20 protein-coding genes are annotated in these 25783 nt (G+C 71.5%); 11 read left to right on the top strand and 9 right to left on the bottom strand.

The features are described 5' to 3' along the window. Positions 1 to 203 precede the first annotated feature (203 nt). The 3 genes from MKK82_RS19955 (at position 204) to MKK82_RS19945 (ending at position 4205) form a co-directional block, all read left to right on the top strand. Entirely contained in the window at positions 204 to 1532 is a 1329-nt protein-coding gene (locus MKK82_RS19955) for an AmpG family muropeptide MFS transporter (RefSeq protein WP_238288191.1), read from the top strand. A 175-nt stretch (positions 1533 to 1707) separates the two neighbouring features. Beyond that, positions 1708 to 3048 carry a DUF2778 domain-containing protein gene (locus MKK82_RS19950; RefSeq protein WP_238288193.1) on the top strand — a complete coding sequence of 447 codons (1341 nt, stop codon included), beginning with the start codon at positions 1708 to 1710 and terminating at the stop codon, positions 3046 to 3048. A gap of 107 nt (positions 3049 to 3155) precedes the next feature. Continuing rightward, positions 3156 to 4205: an HpcH/HpaI aldolase/citrate lyase family protein gene (locus tag MKK82_RS19945; protein ID WP_238288195.1), complete on the top strand. Its 1050-nt coding sequence runs from the start codon at positions 3156 to 3158 to the stop codon at positions 4203 to 4205. 403 nt (positions 4206 to 4608) lie between these two features. Here MKK82_RS19945 and MKK82_RS19940 read toward each other — a convergent pair whose 3' ends face one another. Further along, positions 4609 to 5592 (bottom strand): GlxA family transcriptional regulator, encoded by a 984-nt coding sequence (locus tag MKK82_RS19940; protein ID WP_238288204.1) that lies wholly within the window; start codon positions 5590 to 5592, stop codon positions 4609 to 4611. A gap of 54 nt (positions 5593 to 5646) precedes the next feature. On the opposite strand from MKK82_RS19940, the gene MKK82_RS19935 reads away from it, so the two are divergent. Then, positions 5647 to 6369, top strand: coding sequence for a DJ-1/PfpI family protein (locus tag MKK82_RS19935; protein WP_243986560.1), 723 nt, complete (start codon positions 5647 to 5649; stop codon positions 6367 to 6369). A 269-nt stretch (positions 6370 to 6638) separates the two neighbouring features. On the opposite strand, the gene MKK82_RS19930 is transcribed toward MKK82_RS19935, so the two are convergent. Then, positions 6639 to 7391, bottom strand: a complete 753-nt coding sequence (locus MKK82_RS19930; RefSeq protein WP_238288214.1) for a class I SAM-dependent methyltransferase — start codon at positions 7389 to 7391, stop codon at positions 6639 to 6641. 512 nt (positions 7392 to 7903) lie between these two features. On the opposite strand from MKK82_RS19930, the gene hspQ reads away from it, so the two are divergent. Next, positions 7904 to 8242 (top strand): heat shock protein HspQ, encoded by a 339-nt coding sequence (hspQ, locus tag MKK82_RS19925; RefSeq protein WP_238288219.1) that lies wholly within the window; start codon positions 7904 to 7906, stop codon positions 8240 to 8242. A gap of 967 nt (positions 8243 to 9209) precedes the next feature. Here the strand turns inward: hspQ and MKK82_RS19920 are convergent. Next, positions 9210 to 9995 (bottom strand): invasion associated locus B family protein, encoded by a 786-nt coding sequence (locus MKK82_RS19920; protein ID WP_238288221.1) that lies wholly within the window; start codon positions 9993 to 9995, stop codon positions 9210 to 9212. 491 nt (positions 9996 to 10486) lie between these two features. Here MKK82_RS19920 and MKK82_RS19915 point away from each other — a divergent pair, with 491 nt between their 5' ends. Further along, positions 10487 to 11743, top strand: coding sequence for an acyl-CoA synthetase (locus MKK82_RS19915; protein ID WP_243986557.1), 1257 nt, complete (start codon positions 10487 to 10489; stop codon positions 11741 to 11743). 161 nt (positions 11744 to 11904) lie between these two features. Next, complete coding sequence (locus MKK82_RS19910) at positions 11905 to 12249, top strand: hypothetical protein (RefSeq protein WP_238288225.1); 345 nt, start codon at positions 11905 to 11907, stop codon at positions 12247 to 12249. A 93-nt stretch (positions 12250 to 12342) separates the two neighbouring features. Here the strand turns inward: MKK82_RS19910 and MKK82_RS19905 are convergent, their stop codons facing one another. Together MKK82_RS19905 and MKK82_RS19900 are read right to left on the bottom strand one after the other, a co-directional pair. Next, on the bottom strand, positions 12343 to 13569 hold the full coding sequence (locus tag MKK82_RS19905; RefSeq protein WP_238288227.1) for a UbiH/UbiF family hydroxylase: 1227 nt from the start codon (positions 13567 to 13569) through the stop codon (positions 12343 to 12345). Between the two features lie 228 nt (positions 13570 to 13797). Then, positions 13798 to 14682 carry an alpha/beta hydrolase gene (locus MKK82_RS19900; protein WP_238288250.1) on the bottom strand — a complete coding sequence of 295 codons (885 nt, stop codon included), beginning with the start codon at positions 14680 to 14682 and terminating at the stop codon, positions 13798 to 13800. A gap of 99 nt (positions 14683 to 14781) precedes the next feature. Between MKK82_RS19900 and recG the strand changes: the two genes are divergently transcribed. Next, a complete protein-coding gene (recG, locus tag MKK82_RS19895; RefSeq protein WP_238288252.1) occupies positions 14782 to 17004 on the top strand; it encodes an ATP-dependent DNA helicase RecG in 2223 nt (740 codons plus the stop codon). 318 nt (positions 17005 to 17322) lie between these two features. After that, positions 17323 to 17646 (top strand): hypothetical protein, encoded by a 324-nt coding sequence (locus tag MKK82_RS19890; protein WP_238288254.1) that lies wholly within the window; start codon positions 17323 to 17325, stop codon positions 17644 to 17646. Positions 17647 to 17925: 279 nt separating this feature from the next. Here MKK82_RS19890 and MKK82_RS19885 read toward each other — a convergent pair whose 3' ends face one another. Then, entirely contained in the window at positions 17926 to 18720 is a 795-nt protein-coding gene (locus MKK82_RS19885) for a DUF502 domain-containing protein (RefSeq protein ID WP_238288256.1), read from the bottom strand. Positions 18721 to 18842: 122 nt separating this feature from the next. Beyond that, positions 18843 to 19778 (bottom strand): sugar kinase, encoded by a 936-nt coding sequence (locus MKK82_RS19880; RefSeq protein ID WP_238288258.1) that lies wholly within the window; start codon positions 19776 to 19778, stop codon positions 18843 to 18845. A 648-nt stretch (positions 19779 to 20426) separates the two neighbouring features. Here MKK82_RS19880 and MKK82_RS19875 point away from each other — a divergent pair. Further along, positions 20427 to 21452 (top strand): PAS domain-containing protein, encoded by a 1026-nt coding sequence (locus MKK82_RS19875; protein ID WP_243986555.1) that lies wholly within the window; start codon positions 20427 to 20429, stop codon positions 21450 to 21452. A 214-nt stretch (positions 21453 to 21666) separates the two neighbouring features. Here the strand turns inward: MKK82_RS19875 and MKK82_RS19870 are convergent, their stop codons facing one another. After that, positions 21667 to 22095: a MucR family transcriptional regulator gene (locus MKK82_RS19870; protein WP_238288269.1), complete on the bottom strand. Its 429-nt coding sequence runs from the start codon at positions 22093 to 22095 to the stop codon at positions 21667 to 21669. A 931-nt stretch (positions 22096 to 23026) separates the two neighbouring features. Here MKK82_RS19870 and MKK82_RS19865 point away from each other — a divergent pair. Further along, positions 23027 to 24433, top strand: a complete 1407-nt coding sequence (locus tag MKK82_RS19865) for a DUF4105 domain-containing protein (protein ID WP_243986553.1) — start codon at positions 23027 to 23029, stop codon at positions 24431 to 24433. Positions 24434 to 24498: 65 nt separating this feature from the next. Here the strand turns inward: MKK82_RS19865 and MKK82_RS19860 are convergent, their stop codons facing one another. Further along, a complete protein-coding gene (locus MKK82_RS19860) occupies positions 24499 to 25725 on the bottom strand; it encodes a serine hydrolase domain-containing protein (RefSeq protein WP_238288286.1) in 1227 nt (408 codons plus the stop codon). Positions 25726 to 25783 lie beyond the last annotated feature (58 nt).

Genomic DNA, 25783 nt, shown 5'->3' with positions numbered 1-25783 from the left:
CCCAACCCCCCCCCTTCAGCCTGAGGTGCGGCGAAGCCGCCTCGCAGGAGCCCTCCAGGGACCGCGGCGGCTTCTGGAAGCCTCCGTTGGGGCCCGCTTCGCGGTCACCTCAGGATGAAGGGGGAGGTTGCGACGGTCGCGCGATCGTTGCGCCGGCAGCGCATCTCTGCTCTCTCCTGCCCCGCGACTCAGGAGACGCGTGGATGGCAAACCCGGCGCAGGTCACCGGCGCGCCCGAGCCGGTGAGGGCCGCGCCGGGCGCTTTCCTCACCCCCCTGTTCACCGACCGGCGCGTGGCCGCGGTGCTGGGCCTCGGCTTCGCGCAGGGGATCCCGTTCCTGCTGGTCTACGCGACCCAATCGGCGTGGCTCGTCCAGGCGAAGGTGCCGCTCGCCACGATCGGGCTGATGAGCGAACTGACCATCGCGTACAAGCTCAAGTTCCTCTGGGCGCCGTTCCTCGACCGGCACGACGCGCCGCTGCTGGGCCGCTGGCTGGGGCGGCGCCGGGGCTGGATCGTCGCCACGCAGATTCTGGTGGCCCTGGCGCTGGCCGGCATCGCCTTCGGCGACCCGGCGCACTGGCTCGCCTGGACGGTGGCCTTCTCCCTGGCGCTCGGCGTCGCGGGCGCCACCCAGGATGTGGTGATCGACGGCTGGCGCATCACCGCCGCGCCCCCCGAGCAGCAGGCGCTGATGTCGTCCTGGTCGGAGATCGGCTACCGGATCGGCAACCTCGCGGCGGGCGCCGGCGCCCTCTACCTCTCCGACGCCTATGGCTGGCGCGCCGCCTACCTGTGCATGGCCGCGCTGATGGCCCCCGGGACGATCGCGGCGCTGCTCGCCCCCGAGCCCCCCGCCCCCGAGACGCCGGCGACCGGCGGTTTCGTCGAGACCGTCTGGGCGCCGATCCGCGACCTCCTCGCCCGGCTCGGACCCCTCGCCGTGCCGGTCCTGGCCCTCGTCGCCGGCTTCCGGATGCCCGGCTACGTCTCGAGCGCCATGGCGATCCCGCTGTTCAAGACGCTCGGCTATTCCAATACCGACATCGCCACGGTGACCAAGCTGTTCGGCTTCTGGATCGCGCTCGGCGGCACCTTCCTGGCCAGCGCCATCATCCCCCGGATCGGCATGATGGCGAGCCTGCTCATCGGCACCGTGACGGCCTCCGCCTCGCACCTCGCGCTGGCCTACCTCGCCTGGCACGGGGGCCATGGCGGGGCAGCGTTCTGGACCTTCGCGCTGACGGTGGGGATCGACGGCTTCGCCTACGCCTTCGCGTCGATCGTGCTGATCACCTACATGTCGCGGCTCTCGGCGACCGCCCACGCGGCGAGTCAGTACGCCCTGCTCACGTCCCTCTGCGCCCTGCCGGGCAGCCTGCTCGCCGGGTTCTCGGGCTTCGTGATCGAGTGGACCGGGTTCACGTGGTTCTTCGTCGGCACGTCGCTGATCGGCGTGCCGGTGGCCGTGCTCTGTGTCCTGGTGGCGCGGTGGCACGGGCCCATGGAGGCGCCCGGGACGGCGACCTGATCGCGTCTTCGCGGACGACAGGGCGTCTTCAGCAAGACTTAACCATAGGGACGCTTAATGGGACGGACGGTTGATGTCCTTCCCATTTGGGCAACCCAGGCCACGCGCGCGGAAACGGCTTCCGCGGGTGAACGGCGGCGGCTGCCCGCGGGGAGGCGCGTGCGCGAGTTCCCGAATGGCCCAGGCTGCGATGTCCCCACCCGCGTACCGCGCCGCGGAGCCCGTTCGCACGGCGCCCTCGCGCATCACCTACGTGGAGACCGTCTACGATCCGGTCGTCCGGACACGGGCCCCCTACCCGAGCGCCATGCGGCGTGCCCGCCGCCGGGCCCGGCTGACGGGGCTGATCACCCTGACGGCCGTGACCCTCGCCGGCTGGGCCATGCTCACCCCGCCGCACGATCCGCTTCCCGCCGGTGAGCGGCCGACTCTTGCCGCCGCGGAGCCCGCGCCCGCGCTCCGGCTCACCCCGGCGACGGCCCAGAGCCCGGCGCCGCGCCTGAGCGTCGCCTGGATGCTCGATCCGAGCCCCACCCTGGGCCCTGCCGCCGCTCAGACCTTCGGGGACGAGGCCCCCCCCGCCCCCGCCTTCCTGGTCGCCGCCGCCGAACCGCCGCCCGCGATCCGCGCGATCGCCCGGCAAGTCGCCAGGGCGGAGCAGGCCCGAGCCGCGCAGGCCCGGGATGTTCAGCCGAGCGATGTCCAGCCGAGGGTCGCCCAGGCCGCGAAGGCGCCGGAGCCGCAGGTGCGGATCGCCGAGGCCGCGCCGACGCCCGCGGCCCTCGTGCCCCTGCCGGTGGCGCGGCCCCCCGAGCTGCGTCGTCCGCCCGCCGTCCCGGCTGCCCGGCTGGCCGCCCGCACCCTGCCCCGCACCCGCGACGTGTTCCGCGCCGCGATGGCCGAGGAGCCCTCCTTCTTCGAGAAGCTCTTCGGCGTCGACGCCGCATCCCGGCCGGACGCTCGTCAAGACGCCCGGCAGGACGCCCGGCAGGACGCCCGGCAAGTCCTGGCCTATGCCAGCCCCGACGCCCTGCCCCAGGAGGCCCCGCGCACCCGGATCAGCCCGGCGCCCGAATCCGTGGGCGGCACCGCGGTCTACGACATCACCGCCCGCACGGTGACGCTGCCCTCGGGCGAGGTGCTGGAGGCCCATTCCGGTCTCGGGCCCGCGATGGACAACCCGCGCTACGTCCACCTGCGCATGCGCGGCTCGACGCCGCCCGGAACCTACACGCTGACCGAGCGCGAGCGCCTGTTCCACGGCGTCCGGGCGATCCGCCTCACCCCGGTCGGCGGCAGCGGTGCGATCCACGGACGCGACGGTCTGTTGGCTCACACCTACATGTTGCGTCAGCCGGGCGCATCGAACGGCTGCGTCTCGTTCCGCGACTATAACCGCTTCCTGCAGGCCTTCCTGCGGGGCGAGGTCCGGCGCCTCGTGGTGGTGGCCGGCAGCAGCGGCGATTTCTTCGGCAGTCGGGTCGGCATGGTCGATCGTCCCGGCCGGCGCGGGTGAGCGGCTGCGTCGGAAGTCCAAGGGCACTTCCGCACGGCGCGGCTTTACGCGCACGCCCAAGCCTGCCTTAACGGGGCCGAACGCCAGCCCCGTACAAGAGGCCCCCGATGAAACTGCCCCGCCGCTTCTTCCAGCCCCTCGCCACCGGCGCGCCGGCCCCGTTCCGCGAGCTGCCGGTGCGGCTGGAGCGGATGATCCACTTCGTGCCGCCGCACAACGACAAGGTCCGCGCCCGGGTGCCGGAGCTCGCCGGCACGGTCGACGTGGTGCTGGGCAACCTGGAGGACGCGGTTCCCGCCGACCAGAAGGAGGCGGCCCGCAAGGGCTTCGTGGCCATGGCGCAGGCCACCGACTTCGCCGCCACCGGCACCGGCCTCTGGACCCGGATCAACGCCCTCAACTCGCCCTGGATTCTCGACGACCTGTTCACGATCGTGGCCGAGGTCGGGGACAAGCTCGACGTCGTCATGGTGCCCAAGGTCGAGGGACCGTGGGACATCCACTACATCGACCAGCTGCTCGCCCAGCTCGAGGCGCGCCACGGCGTGACGAAGCCGATCCTGGTCCACGCGATCCTGGAGACCGCCGAGGGCGTGGCCAATGTCGACGCCATCGCGTCGGCTTCGCCGCGGATGCACGGCATGAGCCTCGGACCGGCGGATCTCGCTGCGTCGCGCGGCATGAAGACCACCCGGGTCGGCGGTGGCCACCCGGATTACCGGGTGCTGAGCGATCCCTCCGGCGACGCGCCGCGGGCCACGGCCCAGCAGGATCTCTGGCACTACACCATCGCTCGGATGGTCGATGCCTGCATGGCCAACGGCATCAAGGCCTTCTACGGCCCGTTCGGCGACTTCTCCGACGGCGATGCCTGCGAGGCGCAGTTCCGCAACGCCTTCCTGATGGGCTGCGCCGGCGCCTGGACGCTGCACCCGAGCCAGGTGGCGATCGCCAAGCGGGTCTTCGCCCCCGACCCGGCCGAGGTCGCCTTCGCGGCCCGGATCGTGGAGGCCATGCCGGACGGCACGGGCGCGGTGATGCTCGACGGCAAGATGCAGGATGACGCCACGTGGAAGCAGGCCAAGGTCATCGTCGACCTCGCCAAGCTGGTGGCCGCGAAGGATCCGGAGCTGGCGGCGGTCTACAATCTGGGCTGAGCGGCTGCCACGACCCGTCCCCTCTCCCACGCGGGAACGGGGCGGGTTGCGCTGGCCTGGGCGTGTCATCGCTGACCCGAGCGGTTCGTCGGATCAGGCCCGCACCAGCGACGCATCCGTATCGTCGGCAGGATCCGCGATCGGACTGTCGGAGCCGGGCGGCGAGCAGATCGATCCCGCACTCTGCGCCGCACCCGGATGTCGGCCGAGGCCAAGCTCCGGCGCGTTCTCCGGAACCGGGCCCTGGACGGCGGAAGTACCGGCACCCGGTCGACCGGTTCGTCGTCGACCGTGCCTGCTTCGCCCTGCTCCGCATCCCGAATGCGGACCTCCCCGACCATCGCGAGGGCCTGCGCCGGACGATCCCGGCGGCCCTCGAACGCCGCGAGACCGCCCGAGCCCCTCACCCGCCGAACCGTGCCCGGTACTCCTGCGGCGTCGCCGCGACGTGCCGCAGGAAGCTGCGCCGCAGAGTCTCCTCGGAGCCGAAGCCGCAGGTGCGGGCGATGCGCTTCACGGGCTGCGCCGTCTCGGCGAGCGCGCGCCGGGCGGCCTCCACCCGCAGGCGCTCCACGGCCCTGGCCGGGGTGAGGCCGGTCGCCTCCCGGTAGTGCCGGCTGAGGCTGCGTTCGCTCATCCCGGCCGCCGCGGCGAGCGCCGGCAGCGACAGGTCGCCCGCGAGGTTCCCGGCGATGAAGGCGTGCAGCGTCCCGAACCGCGCCTCCCCCGCCTGCAGGGCGAGCGCCGCGCTGAACTGCGCCTGTCCGCCCGGGCGCTTGAGGAACATCACGAGGTGCCGCGCCACCGCCAGGGCGGTCGCGCGGCCGAGATCCTCCTCCACCAGCGCCAGCGTCAGGTCGATGCCCGCCGTGATCCCCGCCGAGGACCAGACCGGGCCGTCCCGCACGAAGATCGGATCCGGCTCGACCCGGGCACGCGGATAGCGCGCGGCGAGCGCCCCGCAATGCTTCCAGTGGGTGACGGCCCGCCGCCCGTCGAGGAGGCCCGCTGCACCGAGCAGGAACGCGCCGGTGCAGACCGAGGCCACCCGGCGCGCCCGCCCGGCGCGGATCCGGACCCAGTCCACCAGGGCGGGATCGGCGCAGGCGGCCGTGACGCCGGGACCGCCGGCGATCACCAGCGTGTCCACCGGCGCGTCGGAGGCCGGCAGCGGGTCGGCAATCAACCGCAGGCCCGCCGACGCGGTGAGCGTCAGGTCTCCGGCCGAGACCACGAGCGGCGCGTAGGGGGTGCCGACGCCGGCGTGCTCGTTGGCGGTGGCGAAAACCTGGAGGGGCCCGGCCACGTCGAGGAGCTGCACCGCCGGGAAGGCCAGCACCTCCACGGGTCGCGGAAGATTTGGCGGAAAACGAGGGGTCTTTGGCATCTCGGCCAAACTGTGACGCGCTAGAAGCCGCCTGTCCACCACGGAGATTTCGGCATGATCCCGCCCGACACCCATCTTCAGATCGGCTCGCTCCTGTTCGAGGGGCTGGACCAGATCGACCTCACCGGCCCGTTCGAGGTCCTGTCGCGGGTGCCCAACAGCACCTATCGGGTCTACGGGCCGAGTCTTGAGCCCGTCCGCGACGTCCGCGGCCTCCGGATCCTGCCGGACGCCGTCCTCGCCGACGCCCCGCGCCTCGACGTACTCCACGTGCCGGGCGGCCAGGGCCAGGAGGCGCTGATGCGCGACGCCGACCTCCTCGGCTGGATCCGCGATCAGGCGGCGGGGGCCGGCCACGTCCTGTCGGTCTGCACAGGCGCCCTGCTCCTCGGCGCCGCCGGCCTCCTCGTGGGGCGACGGGCGACCACCTACTGGAACGCGGCCCATCTGCTGCCCTGGTTCGGAGCCGAGCCGGTGGATGAGCGCGTCGTGATCGACTGCGACGCCGACGGCCGCACCTGGGTCTTCGCGGCCGGCGTCACCGCGGGAATCGACGGGGCGCTGCGGCTCGCCGCCGCGTTGCGCGGGGACGAGGCCGCCCAGGCGATCCAGCTCGGCATGCAGTACGCCCCCGAGCCGCCCTTCGACAGCGGGACCCCGCGGACCGCGCCGCCCGCCATCGTGGAGCGGGCGCGGGCCGCGGCTGCCGACATCACCGCCCGGCGCGAGGCCACGGCCCGGTCCATCGCCGCGGACCTCGGGATCCGGATTCCCTAGGAGAGATCCGCGACGCGCCTCCGTCACGGGCGCGTCGTCCGCACCGCGCCGCTGGCCGCATCCGGACCGGGGAGGCCGGGCGTGCCGGCCTGCGCTGTGCGATCGCCGCGGCCGGATCCGCTCTACCCGGGTGCGGAACGGCGGATGGCGCCCCGTCGCGGTCGTGCGTCACCCGCGGAACCGGATCCGCGAACCCGACGTCACGCGGGCAATCCGGCGGGCGACCGCGGCCTCAGCGGGGGGCACCCGTACGGTCGTGAGCGGACACATCACTGGGAATTCTGAACGAGGAAACTTCTGATCAAACCTCTATCGTACATGTTGTGCGATGTCAGGTCCCCGGCATGCTCGAATAGAAGATCGGTTTTCAAGTTGAAGGGAGGCTTGTCAAAATACAAACCCGACCCGTAAGCCAGACGCGTGTTGCTTCCATGCACGATATCCCTGTTATGAGACCTGAAATCGCACGCTGCCGGCTGGTGCTCCGTCAAGATAACGAACTCGAATGGCGAGAATTTTCGAAGAATGGCCGTGACCTGCTGATTTGACAAGTGCTGAAGTACTTGCCGAATGAGGCACAGCTGGGCCCTGGGAAGATCGGCCGGTCCCGCGGCGTCCAGGCATGCGAAGCGGCGCCCGTCCGAGGAATATTCGGCATTGTTCCTGTCGACGACCGATTGCGCAACGTCAATGCCCGTATAATCGTCACATATCAGGCGGCTTCCAATGGAGAAGTCACCGCAGCCGATATCCAGGACGCTCTTGACAGCGTGCGACTGTATAAATCGATTTATGTTGTGAATGTACAGTTCCGCCGCGGGGCCGTAGGAGCCTGAACCCGAGTTGATGCCTCCGACGGCCCCGCCCCATTTTGCCTTCGCGTAAATCTCCGAGAACACCTCGCGCGCAGACTTGTCGCGGTTTCGGCTCGCCTCCCGCGATTGCGCGATCTTCGCTGACAGCTTATGAATATTGTGCTTCATGCCATTCGGTAAAACCTTCTTGACGGCTTCCTTTATCATAGATGTTCCCCGTGTCGTGGCCAGGACAGTGAGATAATGCTGCGCATTGTGTTTTTGAAGAGCTCGTGAAATTGCTTGTTCTGCACGGCATCGTGACTGGTAATTCTGCCGCTTTTCTCTCAAGACGTTTCAGCGCGCGCGTTAGTCCTCTCGTTCGGTCACGCATGGCGCGGCGGCCAGGGAGGCTGATCCGCCCGGCACGGGGCTTCGAGTCGAGGGTCCGGGAGGGGCCGGGATGGCCTGCGAGGGTCTGCCTTCCCTCCCGCTCGGACATCGCCGGGGCCGGAGGGAGCCGCGTTCAGGCCCCGAGGGTCCCGTGCGGTCCGGGCCGACTCAGGCGCATCGAGGGCCGGGGCCTCGATGCGGTCAGGTCGTCTTCGGGTCGGCGGGTAGCCCCGAGGCGATCGTCCCCGGGACTTGCCGCTCCGCGCCGCCGATGCCGAAGGATCAGTCCACGCCCGGTGACAGGCTCGATCATCGCACCTATCTGTCCAGTCTGGACGGACTGAACCATGATGGACGTAACACTGAGAACCGCGAAGTTTGCGATCGGCGCCGTGGTGCGCCACCGGATCTACCCGTTCCGGGGTGTCGTCTTCGACGTTGATCCGGTCTTCGACAACACCGAGGAATGGTGGCTGTCGATCCCCGAGGAGGTGCGGCCGCGCAAGGATCAGCCCTTCTACCACCTGCTGGCCGAGAACGCCGAGACCGAGTACGTCGCCTACGTGTCGGAGCAGAACCTGTTGCCCGATACGTCGGGGGAGGCCCTGCGACACGCCGCCATCGCCGAGATGTTCGTGCGCGACGATGCCGGCGCCTACCACATGCGCGATCGCGCCACGAACTGAGCGGACGTGGTCCCGCGAGGGGCTGCAGACGGGCCCGGCAGGCCCACCGTGGTGGGCTCCTGCCACGGCGGACGCCGTCGGGCGGCCCCGTCGCCATGTCCTCCGAGCCCGCCTCGCCACCGCGGCTCTCCGGGCGCCGCGGCGCAACTGGTCGCCGGATTCCTCTGTCTCCCGGCCCGCGCCAGGGGCTGCGCCGCGTCGCGCGGGCCCGGGATTGCGCTGGCGCGAGGAGTTGTCGATCGCCCGCGGCCGGATCACCGTATCTCACCAGGTCCGCAACGCGGCGGGGGATCCGCGTCCGGTGCGGATCGCCTTCCCGCTGCCGCCGGTCGACGGACGCGGGCTCCGCGTCTCGACCCTCGCGCGGCCCGATCCCGCGGACGGCGAACTACGTCGGCGTCACCGCCACGGTCGATGGCCGGCCGATAGCGCCGGAATGGGAGGCGCGCGCCGTAGTGGGTGCGCGCGAGGCCACGGGCCTGCCGTCCCGCGCGGCCCGCCCCCGAACCCCCTTGCCCGTCGACACGATCGACGCGGCCACGAAGCGGATCGGCACGCCCGGATGGGGGAACTGATCAAGGCCGGCCTGTTCCCGGATGCCGGGGTCATGACCGAGAGGGGCAGTGGCGCGGCGCGGCGAAGGTCCACGGGCCGCAGAGGTTCCCCTCACGCCGCGACGTCCGGATCGCGCCCGGCGACGCGCCGGTGTGAACGGCGTCCACTTCCTCGAACCTTGAGGCGGCATCCCGCAACGCCTGCCGGGCGGCCTGCTGCCTGACGCAGGCCGGACTGGCCACGCATTGCCGGAGGCCCGGGATCACCTGCCGGATCAGGATCCGCGCGTGCTGTTCGTGCTGCCGGTCCGGGGCCGACGGGGATCCGACAGGCGCCGCGAACGCGCGGGGCCGGACCTCGCGGCCCGGCCCCTGAAGCCGGCCCGCTCGCGGCGGGCCGATGCGGAACGGTTTTACTTCGCGGCCGGAGCCGCGCCGCCGGCCGCCGGAGCCGTGCCGCCGGCGGCGCCACCCTGCTGCTCGAGCTTCTTGCGCATGTCCTCGGAGCGCTTCTCCAACTCGGCCTGGAGCTTCTTCTGCTGCTCCTCGAGCACCTTCGGGTCCACGGCCGGGCCGTCGAAGGCCTTGCCGAAGCCGGCGAGCGGCACCGCGAAGGTGACCTCACGCTGGGTCTGGTTCTGGACCGAGACGTTGAGGGTCGTGCCCTTCTTCATCCCCGCGACGACGCTGGCATCGACGCCGCCGGCCTCGGCGAAGCAGCCGTTCGGGAAGCAGACCGCGAAGCGGCCGGCCGTCGGGGTCTGGCCGTCGACGTTGAAGCGGATGCCGGGCTGCAGCAGGAGGCCGAGGGGCAGCAGGTAGCGGATCACCCGCACGTCCTGCTTCTGGGCGGCGTTCTTCATCTCGTAGACCGCCACGGCCAGCACGGGCTGGCCCTGGTCGGACACGAAGTCGCGGGTCGTGTAGCAGATGTCTGTGCCCGAGTTCTGATCCTTGCCGCACACCTTGGTCCAGTCGGCCTGGCTCGGCTCGGACTTGACCGTCACGATCTGCGGACCGGTCTGGGCGGCCGGGGTGTTGGCCGCCGGGGTGCCCGGCGCTGCCGGGGCCGGCGCGGTCGGGGCCGGTGCGGCGGCCGGCTTCTTCGGCTGTGCCAGGGCCGGCGCGGCCGCGAGGCCGAGGCCGGCGAGGCCGAGGAGGGCAGCGCGCGCGCGTGTCGCGGAGCGGGTGAAGGACATCGGCTCTGACCCCTTGGAAGAGACGTGGTGTGGCTGGCAGGATGCGGAGCCCGCCGGGCGGCAGGTCCGCCGGACCGACCGGGTGCGCGCCGCCATGGCGTGCCTCCCGGAGCTCCGGATGAACGGATCCGGTCGTGGAGCGGGACCGGCGCCCGGAGGCGCGCATCTCCCGCCCTGACCGGGCGGCCTGCCTTTCCCCTGGAATGCGGCGAAGGCATGACACCGCGGCTTGACACCGCGGCTTGGCGGGCACGTCAGCACCCGCCAAGCCGCGGCCGGCCCCCGATAGGCCCGCGCCCGCCCGTCCGCAAGCGCCGCGTCGCACGAGCGCGTGATCGACCCGGCTGAGGCCCTGCGGCAGCCGCACGGGCGGGGTCCGCCGCCCGGTCGGCGCAGGGCCGGTCCGTGCGGTCGTGCCGGACTTAGCGGTCGGTTAACCCTAATCGGCCGACCATGCCGCAGGATCTGCAATATCGGTGGGGGGCGGCGGGTTGAGTGCGTTCGCGGTGGCGGAGAGGACGGCCGACGCCGCGGCGGACGCGTTCGCGCGGGCCGAGGGGCCGCGTGGCGGGCTGGCCGCCTGCCTGTTCGCGGCGGCGCACGCCGCCCCGCAGCGCACGGCCCTGCGTGATTCGGGCGACCGGGCCGGCTGGTGCGGGCGTCCGCCGATCGTCTGGACCTACGCGGCCGCCGCAGAGATCGTCGGCCGGCTCGCCCGCGGCATCGGCGGATGGCGCCTGCCGGCCGGCAGCCGGATCGGCCTGTGGTTCTCCGGGGGCGCCGAAGCGGCGCTGGCCCACCTCGCCGTCGAGACAGCCGGCCACCTGCCCTGTGCGATGCCGGCGTCCTGGGATGACGAGCAGCTCGCGGCCGGGATCGAGACCACCGGGCTCGTCGGCGTGTTGACGGAGGGGCGCCGGGGCGAGCGCCGGCCCGCGGAGAATCTCACCCGGGCGGCCATGCGCCAGTTCAACCTGCGCTACCTCGCCGCGTTCGGCCCCGGCGTGCCGGACGGCGTGATCAGCCTCGATGCGATGGCCCTGGAGCGCGGCGTGGCCGCGCCGGGCCCGAGCCTCGGCCTCGTGACGTTCGAGGGCGGCGAGCCGGATCGGCCCGTCTACCGACCCGCGGCCGCGCTCGCGGCCGCCATCGCGGCGCATCTCGATGCCCTGCCGCTGACCGCAGACGAGCGGATCCTGACGCTGCTGCCGGCCCACGATCTGCGCGGCCTCGTGACCGGCCTCGGCGCCGCGCTGACGGTGGGCGCCGGCCTCGAGACGGTGATTCCCTTCGACGAGGCGGGCTTCCGCGCCGCCCTGCTGCGGCCGGTGCCGACCCGACTCGTCGCGCCCGCCCGGATCGAGCCGGCGCTCGCCGCGCTGCCCCTGCCCTGGACCGTGCGCGCCCTCAACGTGGTCCACCGGGCGCCAGCGCACCTGTGGGCCACTCCCGGCTTCGCGGCACCGCAGCGACTCGACTCGCTCACTCTCGGCGAGGAGGCCGTGATCACCCGCCCCGGCCTGCGCGACCTCGCCGCGACCCTGGCCTTCCCGGACCGGGCCCCCCTCCCCCGCGCCCTTCTGGCCCTCGCCCGCGGCGCCGACGGAAGCCTGGCCTATCGTGGTCCCGCCTGCGCGGTGGCACCGCTGCACCGCGGCGACGTGCCCGAGCCGGACGCGGATACGTGGCGCGAGACGGGCCGCCCCGTCCTCCTCGCGCAGGGGGACCCCGATAACGCGGCCGGCTGAACGTCCGCCGATCCGCGGTTCATCCCACGCTCAGGCGTACCGTATAATCTCGCATCTGCACACGGCTCGACGGATCCGAACCGCCCCCTCGCGGGTTCTGCAACGGATTGTAGTCACGGCTACCTTTCCAAGCTGTGCCGGATGGAGTACCGCTCAAGCTCATGGGTGCGCTGCAACAAGTGCTCGTGGTCGACGACGGCGTTCGCGCCGTGGACCGGTCCCTATCGGGCGAGCTTGCCAACCTGGGCTACGCGAGTGTCACCGCCTCGATGGAGGCGGCGGACGATGTGCTGGCCGTGATCGCCCGTCCCGCCGCGGTGCTGCTCCAGGCTCCAACGCGCCGCGATCCCGCCTATGCCCGCCGGGCCGCCCGCCTGCGCTCCCAGCTTCGCGACAGCGGCATTCCCGTCATCCTGATCGGCGATTCGGGCGGAGCCCGCTTCGGCGGCCCGGTCGACCTCGCCACCCGCCTCGGCGCCTACGTGGCCGCTCAGCCGGATCTCTGAGCGGACGCTCGCTCCGCGCGCCGGGATCATCGGCTCCACGACACGCCGGACGCGTTCATCGAAGCGCGCGCATACCGGTCGGGCGCGAGCCCGTCAGCGCGTCCCGCGCATCAGCTCCGGCGCGCCGAGCCGCGGCACCACGCCCTCCCGCATCACCAGCCGCCGCAGCGGCCCGAGCTGCCCCATCACCAGCAGGCCGAGCCCGCGGAGCGCGTCCACCGGCATCAGGTCGGTCAGCAGGCTGCGGTTGAGGAGGTCCACCGCGGCGGTGCGCGCCGCCGTGTCGACCCGGCGAGCGCGGGCATAGGCGTCGAGCACCGGGCGGGCACCCGGATCGCGGCCGTCCCGGGCGGCGTCCAGCACCACGTCGCGCAAGGTCGCGGCGTCGCGCAGGCCGAGATTCAGCCCCTGTGCGCCGATCGGCGGGAACACATGGGCCGCCTCGCCGATCAGCGCCAGCCGCTGCGCCACGGGGCTCGCCACCGCGAGCCCGCGCATGGGCACGAGGCCGCGGGGGCCGTCGACCCGCATGGCACCGAGCATCGCCCGGGCCTGCCGCTCCACCGCCTGCCCCAGGGCGGCATCGTCGAGGGCGGCCAGCCTCCGGGCCGCGCCCTCCCCGGTCACCCAGACCAGGCTGGAGCGGTGGCCGCCCGGAAGGGGCACCAGGGTGAACGGGCCCGACCGGGTGTGGAACTCCGTCGAGACGTCCCGGTGCGGGCGGTCATGGGCCAGGATCGTGGTGATCGCGCTCTGCGGATAGGTCCAGTCGCGGACGCGCACGCCGCTCGCGGCGCGGAGCGGGGAGCGTCCCCCGTCGGCGCCCACGACCAGCCGCGCCGCGACCGCGCCGCCCTCCGCCAGGGCGATGCGGGTGACCGCCTCCCCCGGTACGGCGGCGGTGGAATCGGCCTCGACCAGGGTCAGGTTCGCCTGGACCCGGGCGCGGGCGCGCAGACTCTCGACCAAGCGCGCGCTCTCGACGTTCCACCCGAAGGCGTCGAGGCCGATCTCGGCGGCCTGGAAGCGCACCGGCGGTGGCCGGAACAGGCTGCCGGTGTCGTCGATGATCTGCAGGGTGCAGAGCGGACTCGCGTGCGGCGCCACCGCCTCCCAGGCGCCGAGCGCCGCCAGGAAGCGCACCGAGCCGTCGAGGAGCGCCACGGTCCGCCCGTCCGCCACGGGGGCGTGGCGGCCGACCAGCGCCGTCGCGATCCCCTCCCGGGCGATGGCCAGGGCTGCGGCGAGGCCCGCGGCCCCGGCCCCGACCACGGCGACGTCGAAGCGTGGGGTGGCGTCGTCGGTTAGGGTGTCCTGCACGATTGAGGCGTCCCGCTTGGCAAAGTCTGGCGCCGGGGCTTCCATAGGATCCCGGCTGTAATCGTCGGCCGATGCGGCCGCCCGTCGGCGCCTCGCCCCGCTCGCGAGCACGGCGGTGCCCAATCCGTCAACCGGGGACGCAGGGGGCGAGCCCGGCGGATCACCGTATCTGCGCCTTCCACCGGGCCTGCCAAGTCCGGCGGCCCGTTGCCACGGTGCCGCAGACCGTCAGCCCAGGAACGCCGCCAGCTCGGACAGGACCTCGTCCGGCCGCTCCTCCTGGAGGGTGTGGCCGCAATCGAGCGCCCGGCCCGAGACGGCGGTGGCCTTCTCGCGCCACGTCTCCAGCACGTCGTAGGTCTGGCCGACCGTGCCCCTCGCCCCCCAGAGGGCCAGGAGCGGCGCCGTGACGCGCGCCTGCGCATCGGCGGCATCGTGCTCCAGGTCGATCCCCGCTGCCGCCCGGTAATCCTCGCAGATCGCGTGGCGGCAGGCGGGGTCCGAATAGCAGCGCAGGTACTCGGCGAAGAGGTCCGGCGGTGTCGATCCGGGGGTCTTCGACTGGCCCTCGACATGGTGGCGCAGGAAATAGCCCGGATCGGCTCCGATCAGCGTCTCCGGCAGGGGATGGGGCTGGATGAAGAAGAACCACCAGAAGTAGCGGGTCGCGAAGGCCTTGTCGGTCCGCGCGTACATGGTCGCGGTGGGGGCGATGTCGAACAGGGCGATCCGCTCGACGGACTGGGGATGGTCCAGGGCGAGCCGGTGGGCGACGCGCCCGCCCCGGTCGTGGCCCACCACGGCGAAGCGGCCGTGTCCGAGCGCCCGCATCACCGCCACCGCGTCGGCCGCCATGGCGCGCTTGGCGTAGCCTTCGTGCCGCTCTCCGCCCGGGGGCTTGGACGAATCGCCGTAGCCGCGCAGGTCCAAGGCCACGACCGTCCGGCTCCCGGCCAGGCGCGGGGCGACGTGGAGCCACGTGGACAGGGTCTGCGGGTGGCCGTGCAGCAGAAGCACTGGCGGCCCGGACCCGGCCGAGCGGGCGTGGATCGTCACGCCGGGGGCGGTCTCGATCCGGTGCCGGTCGAAACCCGGCAGGAAGTCGCGCGCCATGGGAATCGGTCTTCCACCTCGGTCTCCACCACGACGCACTGGCGCGCCGGGATGCACCGGATGATAAGGCGCCTCCGGCACCATGTCCGCCGAACCCCCATGACAGATGCACGCGCTCCTCAGGACCCGGCCTTGAAGGACCCCGAAGCGCTAGAGGCGCCGGATGGGTCGGGTGCCCGCGCGCCCGAGGCGGCCCCGCCGATCCTGCGCCCCAGCATCCTCGATCCGCTCTTCGCGCCGGCCCGGTCCCTGCCGGGGATCGGGCCGAAGATGGCGCCGCTCATCGAGAAGCTGCTCGGCACCCCCGAGCGCGAGGCCCGGGTGGTCGACCTGCTGTTCCACCTGCCCCAGGGCGGCGTTGCGCGGAAGCTCATGGGCTCGGTCAGCGAGGCGCCTACGGGGGGGCCGGTGACCCTCGGCGTCACCGTGGTCGAGCATCGCCCGGCCCAGATCGGACCGGGCCGGCGCCCGCACCGGGTGCGGGTGGAGGATGCCTCCGGCGACATCTCCCTGGTCTTCTTCGGCATGCCCCGGGCCCGCGTGGAGAAGATGCTGCCGCTCGGCGCGCACCGCTACATCACCGGCCGCATCGACCTCTGGGACGGCACCCGCCAGATGGTCCACCCGTCCCGGATCGTGGACGAGGCGGGTCTGGCCGCGCTGCCCGCCGTCGAGCCCGTCTACGGTGCCACCGAGGGCCTGACCTCGCGGGCGATCAACAAGCTCGCGGTCTCCGCCCTCGACCGCCTGCCGACTCTGCCGGAATGGCAGGATCCGGCGTGGCTGGAGAAGAACCGCCTCCCCGCCTTCGCGGACGCGCTCCGCCTGGAGCACCGCCCCGAGGAGGCGCCCCCCAAGGCCGAGGACCCGCTCCAGGCGCCGCCCGCGACGCCGTCCCGGCGGCGCTTGGCCTACGACGAGCTCCTGGCCTCGCAGCTGGCCCTGGCGCTCCTGCGCGCCCGCCAGCGGCGCAAGGCCGGCCGGGTCAATGCCGGCGACGGCGCCCTGAGCGCCCGCATCGAGGCCGCCCTCCCCTTCGCGCTGACCGGCGCCCAGGCCCGGGCCGTGGCGGAGATCCGCGCCGACCTCGCGGCTCCGCGCCGGATGCTGCGCCTGCTCCAGGGCGACGTCGGCTCCGGCAAGACCGCGGTGGCGCTGCTCGCCACGGCATCCGCGGTCGAGGCCGGGCGGCAGGCGGCGCTGATGGCGCCCACCGAGATCCTGGCGCGCCAGCATTTCGAGAGGCTTCAGCCCCTGGCCGGCGGCCTGCGCCTGCGCCTGATGACCGGCCGCGACCGGGCCGCGGAGCGCAAGAACACCCTCGCCGACCTCGCCGCGGGCGAGATCGACATCCTCGTCGGCACCCACGCCCTGTTCCAGGAGGCGGTGACCTTCCGCGATCTCGGCCTCGCGGTGGTGGACGAGCAGCACCGGTTCGGCGTGCACCAGCGCCTCGCGCTCGGCGCCAAGGGCGAGGCGGTGGACTTCCTGGTCATGACCGCGACGCCGATCCCCCGCACCCTGGCGCTGACCTTCTTCGGCGACATGGACGTGTCGATCCTCGACGAGAAGCCCGCGGGCCGGCAGCCGATCCGCACGATCACGCTCCCGACCGAGCGGATCGACGAGGTGGTGGCGGGCCTCGCCCGGGCGATCGCCGGGGGCGAGCGGGTCTACTGGATCTGCCCGCTGGTGGAGGAATCCGAGTTCATCGACCTCGCCGCCGCGGCCGAGCGGTTCGACGACCTGAAGCAGCATTTCGGCGACGCGGTCGGGCTGATCCACGGCAAGATGCCGGGGCCCGAGAAGGACGCGGCCATGGCGCGCTTCGCGGCCGGCGACACAAAGCTGCTGGTCTCCACAACGGTGGTGGAGGTCGGGGTCGACGTGCCCGAGGCCACCATCATGGTGATCGAGCACGCGGAGCGCTTCGGGCTGGCGCAGCTGCACCAGCTCCGGGGCCGGGTCGGGCGTGGCTCCAGGGCCTCCTCGTGCCTGCTGCTCTACCGGGGACCCCTCGGGCAGGTATCGCGGGCGCGACTGGAGATGATGCGCGAGAGCGAGGACGGCTTCCGCATCGCTGAGGCCGACCTGAAGCTGCGCGGCGAGGGCGAGGTGCTCGGCACGCGGCAATCGGGGCTGGCCGCCTTCCGGCTGGCGCGGCTGGAGAGCGACGGTGCCCTGCTGGAAGCGGCCCGCGACGACGCCCGGATGATCGTCGAGCGCGATCCCGGGCTGAAGAGCGCGCGCGGGCAGGCGCTGCGGGTGCTGCTCTACCTGTTCGAGCGCGAGGCCGCGATCCGGCTGATCGGCGCGGGATGAACGGCACCGTTCAGGAAACCCCGGCGTTCCTGAACGGTGTCGTTCAGGAAAGGCCGGCGTTCATGAACGGCCGGGTCCGGCAGCGTCTCCGATCGGCCGGATCAGTAGTCCGATGCGGCAATGTCACAGGCGCTCCGCAAACGGCAGCGATTTCAGAGACTTGGCGGGACGCTGCGGAAGCTTGACGGCGCCCGCCGGACGGCCCGGCGGGTTGCGGACAGGTTTCGTGACCTTGCATCAGCCACATTCTTCCCTTAACTGGAGATGAACGAATGGCCCGGTAAGCCGGGACATCACGGACGAATCTGGAGGACGGACATGTCGAACGGACTGTTCCAAAACCTGCCGGGCTCCCACGAGATGGCCGGCATCCAAGCCCTGCCGAACGAGCCCTGGCTGTTGCCGATCTCGGATCGCGCCGCCGAGGTGGCGGGCAGGACCGCGGACGAGTTGCAGGCCGCCGTGCGCCGGGCAGCCCGGCCCTTCTGGCTGGCCGCCAACGGGCTCTGCATCGCGCTGGGCCTCGCCCTCACCCTGCAATGCGCCGCCGGCTGGGGCCTGACGACCCCCCGCAGCGCCGTGACGGTGGCGCAGGCGACCCCCCCGACCCTGGCGCCGCAGACGGCCTCGCTGCAGCGCTGAGCAGCCTCGGCGTATCGCAGCATCCAGCAGGGCCGTCCCGTGCCGCGGGACGGCCTTTTTCGTGGCCGATCATCGTTCCCGGTCGCGGGTCGGATCGGCACGGACGGTGTTCAGCCGACCCGAGGACTCACCCGCGGTGCCGGACCGCGGGAGCAGCCGCGACGGATCCCTCCAGCCGCCCTCGGGACCTGTGGGACACCCATCGACGCCGCTGCGCGGCGCCTCGGGACGCGCTGGAGGATGAACTGGGCCCGCCTGCCGGTCGCCGGCCGGGCCGCCCTACGCGTCCTGGGGCTCCCGCTGCGGCGCCGGGCCCCCCGCCTGCTGGGCCGCCCGCAGGGAGGCCGCCATGGCATTGAGCCGGCCCTGCGGATCCTCCGGCTGGATCACCCCCGCCGACATCACCAGTTTGGCCGCGTCGTCGACGCTGATGTGGAGTTCCACCACCTCGGCGCGGGGCAGGTAGAAGAAGAAGCCCGTGGTGGGATTGGGTGCGCAAGGCAGGAAGACGCCGACGAGGTCGGCGGCGGCGGCGCCCCGGGCCCGCAGCGCCCCCTCGATGTCGGGTGCCGCGGGGGCGGACAGGAACACCACCGACCACGTGCCCTTCACGGGGAATTCCACCAGCCCGACCGTGCGGAACGAGGTGCCGTTGGCCGAGAACAGCGTCTCGAAGATCTGGCGCAGGCCCTTGTAGAGCCCGGAGATCACCGGGGTACGAGCCAGCAGCACCTCCCCGAACTCGATGACCGAGCGGCCGACGAGGTTCGCCGTGAGGAAGCCGAGCAGCGTCACCGCCAGGAACGCGATGACGAGGCCCAGCCCCGGGATCGAGAACGGCAGGTAATGATCCGGGAGGTAGCTCGCCGGCACGAGCGGCTTCACGAAGGAATCGATCAGCGCGATGAACCACCACGTGATGTAGGCGGTGATCGCCAGCGGTCCGGCCACGATGATGCCGGTGAGGAAGTAGGTGCGCAGCCGCCCGCGTGCGCTGACCCGCGTCTTCGGGGCGCCGCCCGAAGCGGAGGCATCGGGCTCGGGAACCTGGATCGGCGGGGGACTCGGCGCCACGGGTGCCCTCTCGGCCGCGCCACGCGCGGCGATCCTGCTGCAGGGGCCATTCCCCAAAGGGAGAGGTAGCGGTTGCGCTTGTCCGTCTCAAGGGTGGCCGCGTGCCCGGAGCCCGCCCGTCCTCAGGCGCCCGAACCGGCCGGCCGGGGGGCGGGCGCCGGCATCGCGTCCCGGGGAATCACCGCGCCGCGATGCCCGATCACCGCCCCGGCGAGACGGTGGGCCTCGGCGGCGGCGGCCTCGGGGGCCAACCCGGCGGTGCGCGCGGCGATGTAGCCCGCCGCGAAGCTGTCGCCGGCGGCGGTCGTGTCGACGACCCGCGCCACCGGAGCGGCCGGAACGGGCGAATCGGCGTCCCCGTGCAGCACCCGGGCGACGGGCCCCGATTCGCCCGGAACCTTGAGCACGATCTCGGCCCGGCCACGGTGGCGCAGCACCGCGTCCTCGCCCGCCGCGCCGAAGAGCCAGTCCAGATCCTCCGCCGAGGCGAAAATCAGGTCGGCCAGCGCCAGCGCCGCGCGGAAGGCCGCTTGCGCCGCGCCGCGGTCGGGCCAGCCGCTGGGCCGAAAGTTGGTGTCGAAGGCGACCCGTCCCCCCCGGGCGCGCAGGGCCGCCAGGGTCTCCGCCAGGGCGGCGCGCCCGGCCTCGCCGTAGAGGGAGAGGCTGATGCCCGAGACGTAGACGAGATCGTAGGTTTCGAGGGCGGCCCGGGTCTCGGCGGCGCCCGGCCCGGTGAACAGGTCCCGGGCCGCGGCGCGGTCGCGCCAGTAGTGGAAGCTGCGCTCGCCGGTCGGGTCGGTGCGGATGATGTAGAGGCCCGGCATCCGGCCCGGCATCCTGCGGACCCGGTCGAGGCCGATGCCCTCGTGACCCCAGGCTGCCGCCATCTCGTCGCTCCAGACGTCGTCGCCGAGCGCCGTCACGTAATCGACCGCGACCCCGAGGCGGGCGAGGTAGAGGGCGGTGTTGAGCGTGTCGCCGCCGAAGCCGCGGACGAGGCTCCCGTCGGGGCGCTCCGACAGCTCGATCATGCACTCGCCGATGCAGGCGACCTTCATGCGGTTCCCCCCGGTGGCTGTCCCGTTCCCCGCACCGTTCGGCCCGGCCTGTCAATCTCCGGTCGGCGGAGGATCGTGCCCGAGGCCCGCGACGGGCCTGCGCGGGAGGCCTCCGCGCGCATAGCCTCCGCCGAACGCGTCTCCTCCCCGCATGCGCGGATCGCTGTTGGAAAACCAGTTTTCGGGTTGGGTTGTGTCATTATTGAAGTCATCGTCCGATCATATGCCAACGATCATTGAAGTATACATTGATAATACGGAATAGATCAAGGCGTAATCTATAAGTATTAATCCTTCATTCGCGATCTGAATTTTTATACCCCGTGCAATAGATGGGAAACTGTTCATTGAGTGTGGCGTCAGGCAGCCTCTCTCACGGGCGACTGTCGCGGGATTCGTTTCGCGGCCGGAGCGAGGTGGAGCGGCCGACCGTGGCGAGGCCTCCCGGCGTGAAGGCTGGGCGATCGTCTGGGCGATGGCTGCGGACGATCGGGCTGCTTCAAAGACATGGATGCTCTGCAATGCGTATCGCGATCGAACGAAACCGCGACCGGGAGTTTTTTTGAAATTGTTCACGGTTTACATCCGTTGACGGTCGGATGCGAAATCGCTGATGATCGTCGATGAGACGAAACAGGTCGTTCGGTCATGTTTCATTCTGCTTTAAGCGCGCTCACGTTTTCTTCGGGGGAATTCCTGACGATCACCGAGGACCGGGGGGTAAGCGGTGCCTGGAGCTGGGCGTTCGCTGGCGGGGAGCAGACCTGGTCGCCGGGCTTCTATCGTCTGCTCGGGCTGGTCCCGAATGCCGCCAGGGCGAACTACGATCTGCTGCTGTCCCTGATCCACCCGGAGGACCGGCACCGGATGCCCGCGCTCGCCGATGTTCGGCAGGGCCACGTGCCGCGGGAGGTGAGCGCCCGGGTGATTCGGCCGAACGGCACCCTGCGCACCCTGTCCCTGACGATGGAGGTGCGCTTCTCGGCCGATGGCCGGCCCGTTGCCGTGAGCGGCATGGCGCTGGACGTGAGCGATCGCGAGCAACTCGCTCAGGTGCGGCACGAAGAGCGGCGGCGACGGGGGGCGCTCTACCTGACCGAGCGCATCACCACCTTCTCGGTCGGCCTCGACCTCGTCCGCGACCTGCCCTTCGAGGTGGCCCAGGTCCACGGCCTCCCCCTCGAGGAGATCTGCATCGATCCCTACCTCCTCATCGTCCCGGAGGAGCGCAAGGCGTTCCAGGCGATGGCGGGGGAGCAGATCGAGCGGCGGACGTTCTTCCAGGGCATCGCCCACGAGCGCCTCGCCAACGGCGAGCTCTGGCATTTCCGGATCCTCACGATGCCGGTCTGGGATCCGGAGGGCACGTATCTCGGCCGGTGCGGCCTCAAATACCCGGTGCGGACCGGGGCGCGCCTGCCGGCCGCCCTTCATGCCGGGCTCGAACAATGCGTCACCGGCCCGCACCTGCGTGCCGCCCGGGCGCTGCTCGACTGGTCGATGATGGACTTGGCTCAGGCGAGCGGGCTGTCACACTCCACGGTGCGGCGGCTGGAGGAGGACAGCGAGCATCGGGGAAGCCGATCGCGCCTCCACGCCGTCGAGGCGCTGCGCAAGGCCGGTATCCGCTTCGTGGCCATGGACGACGGAACCCTGGCGGTCGCCCGGAACTGAGGCCGCCGCCGCCGGATTTCGGGCGGCGCGCATCCGGTCCGGTCGCCCCCTCAGGCCGAACCGGATGCAGGGCCGGGATTCCGCTTTTCCGTGGCCGGCGGTGCCGTATCGGCCCGGGCCTGCGGAGCCTGTCGCGGGACCGTCGCGGAGCCGGCCCGGCGACCAAGGCTCCGAGCCCCGGACGCCCGCCGGGGGCGGACTGGCCGCGCGCCGCTCAGGCGGCCTTGTGGCCGAGCTGGATCGCCTTGGCGATCTGCGAGCGCTTGGCGGCGTAGCCGGGCGCGACCATCGGGTAGTCGGCCGGCAGGCCGTACTTGGCCCGGTAGCGCTCGGGGGTGAGCCCGTGCGCCGTGAGGTGGCGCTTCAGGGTCTTGTAGGGCCGGCCGTCGATGAAGCTGATCAGCCCGTCCTGCTGGATCGAGGCTTCGATCTGTGCGGCCGTCGGACCGGTCCAGCCCGGGCCGGAGCCGGACGCCCCATTCTGCAGGACCGAGATCGCCGTGTGGACCTGATCGATCAGGATCGGCAGGTCCCCCACCCCCACCGCGTTCCGCGATACATAAGCGGCAACCAGAGATGCCGTGCACTTGATCAGATCCGTATTCAGATCTGCGGATTTTTCATGCAAATCGATAGTGTTCATAGACCCCCCAGTACTGTAAAAAAGACCAAGATCTGGACGATTTCGCGACCGCGAAATGTCTAAGGATTTTCCGGCCCTCCATGTGTTCCAGAGATTTTCGGTTTGGCCAACATTGGCACCCAACAGTACAAAATTGGTACCAAAAGTCTAGGGTTTACTTAAAGATTAGTTTGATCAGTTTGTGATCTTATCCATAAACATGAGGTTGTTTTGTCAAAGCGTTTGAGACAGACATTGCTCACCTGCCTCGAGCATTCGGGATCATCCGGACAATGACTTCGAATGGTCCTGTGATGACCGTCCGTGAGCGCGCGAATCAACGCTGGTGTTGCCGACAGACCGGTCGCCATCGCCCGTTAATGCCCCCTGGGAGGCGTTAAGGTTTGCGGCCGCCCCGCCTTGCGACGGTTCGTGCCGTCCTCGCGTGCCGGTCCAGGATGAAGTTCTGGATCTTCAAAGACAAGATCTTTAACACTGTCTTCGGTGTCATATGTGAATACGACTTCTATCGGTCGTATTCAGAGGATTATCAAATTTCGAATTGATCATGAAAATGCCTGCCTCTCGAGAGGACAATTTCCGCGCGGCCTGCGGGCTTGTATATTATTCATTATCCGGCCTGGATGGACGCGCGAGTGTCCGGCCCAGCACCGTCATCCGGGCCGTCATCCGGGCTGTCATCCGAACTCACGACGATCCGCCCAGCACGGCTGCGCGGCAAAACCTCAGACTTCGTTAAGGTTATCGGCTCCCGGAACGCACGTGCCGGTCCGCTGACCGCAAGTCGATTAACAAAGTCCTCAGGCAAGTCATGGATCTTGCGCCCGGAGCGCCTCGCTCGACGTCCGATCACCGCGCGTTCTCTTCGGTCCTGCGTGCGCGACGGATGTTGTACGGGAGGCTGTTCGCCGCGCTTTCGAGAGCGACCCCTATGTCCGGACCGTGTGCGACGTCACTTCCGCGCTCCCTCTCGGCTCTGGCTTCGCCGGGGCCGGGCGGCACCGACGGGGTCGGCGGCCGGATGGCGCCCCTCTGGCTGCTGCTCGTGGGCCGTGCGGCGGTCCGCCGGCACTGGCACCTGATCCTGGCGACCGGCCTGGTATGGTCGCTCCTCGGCCTCACGGTCATGATCGATTCCCTCGACGGGGCGCTCCACGTCCCGGAGCGGTGGTTCGGGCTGATCCTGCTCGCCGAGGGAGCGGGTTCGCTGGCCGTCGGCGCCTCCGCCCTGGGGGCCGCGCGCCGCCTGCGCCTCCTCAAGGGGGGGCTCCTGACGATCATGGCCGTCCTGATCCTCGTGGCCACGCGGCACAGCACCTTCCTGCTCGCCATGATCTTCGGCATCGCCTTCACGGTCGACGGCGTCATCCGGATCACGGTCGCGGGCCTGCTGAAGTTCTCGGGGTGGCGGATCTCGGTGGCGCTGGGCGCGCTCAGCGTCGCCTTCGGGCTGTTTCACCTCCAGCCGTGGCCGACCTGGTACGCCGGCACGGTGGGCTACTGCATCGGCATGTTCCTGATCTTGACCGGCGCCAACCTCGCGCTGGTCGGCCTGCGCACGCGGCGCCTCCAGGCGGCGCCCGGGCTGGAGGCGCCCGCAGGGTCCGACAGCCTGACGGTCCATGTCTGGACTCCGACCGGACAGGCCACCACGCCCGCCAGCCAGCGGCTGATCCGCCGCTACGTGGCCTCCGTCGACAAGGCGGGGCGGTACTCCACCGGCCACGCCGCCCTCGAGCAGGGGGGCGACCTCTACATCAGTCACTATCCGGCCGTGGAGATCGATCGCTCACCCGACAACTTGCGGTCGAGCCTACGCGCCGGCCACGAGAACGACGTCCCCGGCCGGTTCCTGCCGTCCCACGCCTACGAGGCCGCCGATTGGTGCGAGGCGACGGTCGCGGTCACGCTCAGCGGCATCGACGCGGCGCGGCTGCGGGATTTCTGGGCGGCCTACCGCCAGGACACCACCTACAACTTCATCAGCCGCAACTGCTCGACCACCGTCGCCCGCGCGCTGGACGTCGCCGTCGAGGGCGCGTTCAGCCGCGGCGGCCATCCCTGGCGGACGCTCGCCCTGGCGCTGACCACCCCGGAATTCTGGGCGGCGGCCTTCCTGCGCGGCGGCGCCCGGTCCATGACCTGGACCCCGGGTTTGGTGCTGGACTACACGCGGGCGCTCAGCGCCCTCGTCGATCCTGTCTCGCCGGTGCCGTCAATCCCGTGGAAGCGCGTCGGCTGGCGGCTCGCCCGCAACTGGCGGGCCCGCGCCCTCGTCCGGCTGAACCAGATCACGCGGCGCTCGTCCCTGACGGATGCCGGCCCCAAAGGCGCGTGAACGGGTTTGGCGGGGGCCCGACCGGACGCGCGATGCCGGGCTTCCGGCTCGCGGGGCGCGGCCGGTCAGGGCACCCTGCGGGCTGCGGCGAGATCGGCCGCGATGGCCTGCATCACCGAGAGCGTGTCGATCTCGTCCTGCTCGGCCCCGTGGTCGCTGAGCTTCACGATCACCGTGCCGGTCTCCCGGTTGACGTAGATGTACTGCCCGTAGACGCCGATCGCCGAGATGTCGCCGTCGTCGCCCCCCGGCGCGTGCCACCACTGGGCCGAGTATTGCCAGCCTTCGACGTCGCGCCGGGCCGGCGTCAGAATCCGCGCGATCCAGCGAGCCGGGATGATGCGGTTCGGCCCCTCCCGGCCCTGGTCGGCCACGAGCAGGCCGAGGCGGGCGAAGTCCCGGGCCGTCGCGTTGATGCAGCAGAACGCCTTCTCGACGCCGCCGGCCCGGTCGAGGTTCCAGGTGGCGTCGGCCTGCGCGCCCATGGGCTTCCAGATCCGCTCCGAGAGGATGGCGGCCAGCGGCCTGCCCTCGACGCGGGCGAGGATCAGGCCGAGCAACTCGGTGTCGATGCTGCGGTAGCGGCCCCGGCTGCCCGGCTTGAACGACAGGTGCGCGTTGTCGCGCACGAAGCCCTCGATGTCCCGGGTCAGGTACATCCCGGCGGTACCGGTCAGGGGATGCCGGGGATCGTAGTTCTCCGGCACGGCGATCCCGCTCGCCATGTCGAGGAGGTTGCGGACGGTGATCTGGCTGAAGACCGCGTTGTTCTTCAGGTCGGGCAGCAGGGCGGAGACGCGGTCGGTCTCGGCGAGCGCGCCGCGCGAGACCGCCGCGCCCACCAGCAGCGACACGATCGACTTCGCCACCGACCAGGAGGGGAACAGGGTCGCCGGGCCCGTGCCGGGGCGCTGCCATTCGTGGACCAGGACGCCGTCCTGCAGGATCAGGAAGGCGTTGGTGTGGGTCGCCTCCAGCACCGTCGCGAGCGGGACCGTCCGCCCCTTCCAGGCGACCCGGTCGAGGATCGGGCGGGGCCGGACCGGCAGGTCGCTCGCCTGCGCGGGGGCCTGGACGACCCGGCTGGGGAACCACGGGCCCACCGCCGAAGGCTCGATCACCGCGAGCGCCGTGAGGGTGACGGGATCGGGAACGTTGATCAGGGCGGTGGCGGCCCAGGCGCCGCCCGCCGCCACGACGCCGGCCGCCGCGGCCAGGCCCCAGCGGCGGCCCCAGCGGCGACCGTGGTGCGTCCGGCCCGGAGGCTCCGAGATCGCGGAGGACGGGCTCATGAAGGCTCTGTGTCGCTCTGGGTCGTGACGGTTGCGGACGCGCCGGCCGTGCCGCTTG

It is taken from the genome of Methylobacterium sp. E-046 (assembly GCF_022829625.1).
In the GTDB taxonomy this organism is placed as follows: Bacteria; Pseudomonadota; Alphaproteobacteria; order Rhizobiales; family Beijerinckiaceae; genus Methylobacterium; species Methylobacterium longum.
The sequence above is the reverse complement of the archived record's forward strand: the minus strand, read 5'-3'. Positions and strand labels throughout refer to the sequence as shown.